This is a genomic window from Binatus sp. (SeqCode) (genome assembly GCF_036522015.1).
Lineage (GTDB): Bacteria > Desulfobacterota > Binatia > Binatales > Binataceae > Binatus.
Genome location: NZ_DATDGQ010000281.1, coordinates 1 through 3,760 on the forward strand (window position 1 = coordinate 1; position 3,760 = coordinate 3,760).

Below are 3,760 nucleotides of genomic sequence, written 5' to 3' on the forward strand. Positions count from 1 at the left end.
AGGTCGGGGTAGTTGAACGACTTGGGCTCGAACAGGCCGTCGGTCGCGAACGCGCCGCCGAACTGAAGCCGATTGATATGCGTCTGCCATCCACGGGTCAGTGCGTAGCGCTTGAAACGGCCGGCGATGTCTTCGTGCGCCCAGATTTTCGGCCGCGCATGCCCGCGCGTTATCGCGTCGGTGACGAACGCCTCGGTGCCGAACGCGTGATCGCCGTGGCCATGCGTATAGATGAGAAACGCAAACGGCTCGTCGCTGACCTCGCGAATCGCGCGCACCGCCAGCGCGCCCATCAGGCGCGAGCTGGTATCGACGACGATCATTTCGCCGCGCCCGTATGCAAACGCGACGTTGGCGAAGCCGTGGAACATCGCGATTCCCGGCTCGAGCATTTCAAGCTGTACCATCATCGGGTCGAAGCCGGGCAGGTTGTTCGCTTGCTTTGGATTGGACGTGGTACTCATCGTCTGTTCTCCATTCGGATGCGTGTCGCGTGCGACGAATCTATCGTTTAGACTTCGCACTTGGAAATGAAGGCTGAAGTCATCGGATCGAACGCGCCGCATCTGGAGAGAGAACTTGAACGCCTGCTGGCATTCGAGCATCACGATCCCCATTCGATCCTCGGCGCACATCTTGACGGCAAGCATATCGTGGTTCGCGCGCTGCGCCCCGACGCGTCTTCGATCAGCCTGCTCGTGCCGGGCGACGCGCCGCGTCCGATGCGCAAGCGGGACCTTGCCGGACTCTTCGAGACGACGCTCGACGGCCGCGTCACGCTCTTTCCTTATCAGTTCGAGATTCACTTTCCCGACGGCGAGTCGTTCACGACTTACGATCCGTACTCCTTCATGCCAACGCTGGGCGACCTCGATCTTCATCTGTGGGGCGAGCAGAAGGACGACCGCGCCTACGACAAGCTCGGCGCGCACGTACGCGAAATGGCCGGCATCCGCGGCACGTCGTTCGCGGTGTGGGCGCCCAACGCGCGCGGCGTCAGCGTGGTCGGCGACTTCAATCGCTGGGACGGGCGCGTCCACATGATGCGCACGCTCGGCGGCTCGGGCGTGTGGGAGCTGTTCATCCCCGGCGTCGGCGCCGGCGCTAACTACAAATACGAAATCCGCACGCGCGACGGTAATTTGCTGCTGAAGAGCGATCCGTTCGCGCAGCGGATGGAAGTGCCGCCCGCGACGGCTTCGATCGTTCACCAATCCACCTACCAGTTCCACGACGCGGATTGGCTTGCAGAGCGGGCGCGCGGCGAATGGATCAAGAGCCCCATCTCGATCTACGAAGTCCATCTCGGCTCCTGGCGGCGCGTGCCGGAGGAGGGCAATCGCCCGCTGACCTATCGCGAGATGGCGCCGATGCTGGGCGATTACGTCTCACGCATGGGCTTCACCCACATCCAGTTGATGCCCGTGATGGAGCATCCGTTCACCGGCTCGTGGGGCTACCAGGTCAGCGGCTACTTCGCGCCGACCTCGCGCTACGGCAGCCCCGACGACCTGCGCTACCTGATCGACCAGATGCATCGCCGCGGCATCGGCGTGATCCTTGACTGGGTGCCCGCACATTTTCCGAAGGACGAGTTCAGCCTCGGCCGTTTCGATGGCACCGCGCTGTTCGAGCATGCTGATCCGCGCCAGGGCGACCATCCGGAGTGGGGCACCTACATCTTCAACTACGGACGCGCCGAGGTGCGCAATTTCCTGACCGCGAGCGCGCTCTACTGGCTCGGCGAGTTCCACGCCGACGGTCTGCGCGTGGATGCGGTCGCGTCGATGATCTACCTCGACTACGCGCGGCGCGACGGCGAATGGATCCCCAACGCATTCGGCGGCCGCGAGAACCTCGACGCGATCTCATTCCTCAAGAAGCTCAACCAGGACGTTTACCGTCTCAACCCCGGCATCATGATGATCGCCGAGGAGTCCACCGCGTGGACCGGAGTCAGCCGCCCGGTGTTCCTGGGCGGCCTCGGCTTCGGCTTCAAGTGGGACATGGGATGGATGCATGACACGCTCGAGTACTTCACGCTCGATCCAATCTACCGCCGCTACCACCATCGCGATCTCACCTTCGGCCTGCTCTACGCGTGGAGCGAAAATTTCGTGCTGCCGCTCTCGCATGACGAGGTCGTGCACGGCAAGCGCGCGATGCTTGCCAAGATGCCGGGCGATCGCTGGCGGCAGTTCGCGAATCAGCGCGCGCTGTTCGCTTACATGTGGGCGCGCTCGGGCAAGAAGCTGATTTTCATGGGCGAGGAGATCGGCCAATGGCGCGAATGGGATCACGACTCGAGTCTCGACTGGAACCTGCTCGAATATCCCGACCATCGCGAGCTGCAGGTCCTCGTGCGCGATCTCAACCGCATCTACCGCGGCGAGCCCGCGTTGTGGGAGGCCGACACTGATCCGGCCGGCTTCCGATGGCTGGACGCCGACGACGCCGACAGCAACACGATCGCGTTCATGCGCACGGCGCCGAGCACCGGTCGCCGCATCGTCTGTGTGTGTAATTTCTCGCCGGTGCTGCGCAGCCGCTTTCGCGTCGGCGTGCCGGGCCCCGGCTTTTATCGCGAGATTCTCAACACCGACTCGGCCGCCTATGGCGGAACGAACGTCGGCAACATGGGTGGCGTCGAAGCAGCGGCAATTCCGTGGCACGGATTTCCTCATTCGATTGCGATCGAGATGCCTCCGCTCGCGGTGATCTGGTTCTCGGTGCCGTAGTCAGGCTATACAGCCGCGATGGCCGACCACGAAAGAGAATCGCCAGCACAATCGACCGCCGAGCGCCGCGAGATCATCCGCACCGAACGCTCTCTTCTCGCGAGGCTCGGGCTAGCCGTCAGGCTCGCCGACTTCATGGCGATCCTGATGGTGCTCGCCACTTTTTTCAGTGCCTATTCCACCTGGCGTACGGCGCTGGTCACGAGCAAAATTTTCGCCGTCGCGGATCGGCCGTTTATCGGAGTTCAGGAGATTACCTTCAGAGGCACTGACACGCAGATTCCCACGCTGCTGGTCAATTTTAAAAATTTCGGAAGTATCCCGGCCCTCGATACAATCGTTGGCGTTCATGCGGTGATCGACGGCAAGCCGCTGCGGCCGAGCCCCGGCGCCATGTCGGAGATAGACGCGGGAATTGTGTCGCCCAATGTGCCCCATTACTTTTACGTCTATCTGCCGCCCGACAAGTATCAGGCGGTCGTTGCGGGCAAAACCAACCTGCAGGTCCACGTCACAGTTCTCTACAAGGGACCCGCGCATGGAACGCAACTCTGCTACTTCGAGCGCTTTGCCTACGACTTTCGGATGAATCTTTTCATGGCCTCGGGCGGCAACGACAAATGCGGCACCGAGGTCTTCTGATCCCCTCTTTTAGGTAGCCCGCCCATCGTGTATTAAATCCCCCAGCGCGTGATCGCTCCGCGCGGCTCGCTTGGAGACTCGAAACAGGCGGACGACCGCCTCAACCCGGTTGAGAGGAGAACACGATGCGCACTCGAAAAGTTGTCGTCTCGAAAATTCGCGAACGCGGATTGCGAATGGTCCCGGCCGCGACGCTGGCTGCCGCGCTGGGGATGCTCGCCTTGGGCGGATGCTCGTCGCAGAATGCGGACGTGCCGCCATCGAATCCCATTGCGGTAAATTTCGCGCTCGAAAAATGTCAGCAGCTCGACGCGAACCTTTACAAATGTCCAGCCGTCGATCAGCCAATCTGCACGCCGGAGTTCGTCCGCACCGACGTC

At 62.2% G+C, this 3,760-nt stretch carries 4 protein-coding genes; 3 read left to right on the forward strand and 1 reads right to left on the reverse strand.

Going from position 1 to position 3,760, the window contains the following annotated elements; genetic code table 11:
- Positions 1–464 (reverse strand): MBL fold metallo-hydrolase (locus VIW95_RS12055; RefSeq protein WP_331586776.1); only part of this gene is annotated, 464 nt, incomplete at its 3' end.
- A gap of 66 nt (positions 465–530) precedes the next feature.
- Here VIW95_RS12055 and glgB point away from each other — a divergent pair.
- The 3 genes from glgB to VIW95_RS12070 form a co-directional block, all read left to right on the forward strand.
- Entirely contained in the window at positions 531–2,738 is a 2,208-nt protein-coding gene (glgB, locus tag VIW95_RS12060) for a 1,4-alpha-glucan branching protein GlgB (protein ID WP_331586778.1), read from the forward strand.
- Between the two features lie 18 nt (positions 2,739–2,756).
- Entirely contained in the window at positions 2,757–3,380 is a 624-nt protein-coding gene (locus VIW95_RS12065) for a hypothetical protein (protein WP_331586780.1), read from the forward strand.
- A gap of 125 nt (positions 3,381–3,505) precedes the next feature.
- The coding region (locus VIW95_RS12070; protein ID WP_331586782.1) for a hypothetical protein at positions 3,506–3,760 on the forward strand (255 nt) is incomplete at its 3' end.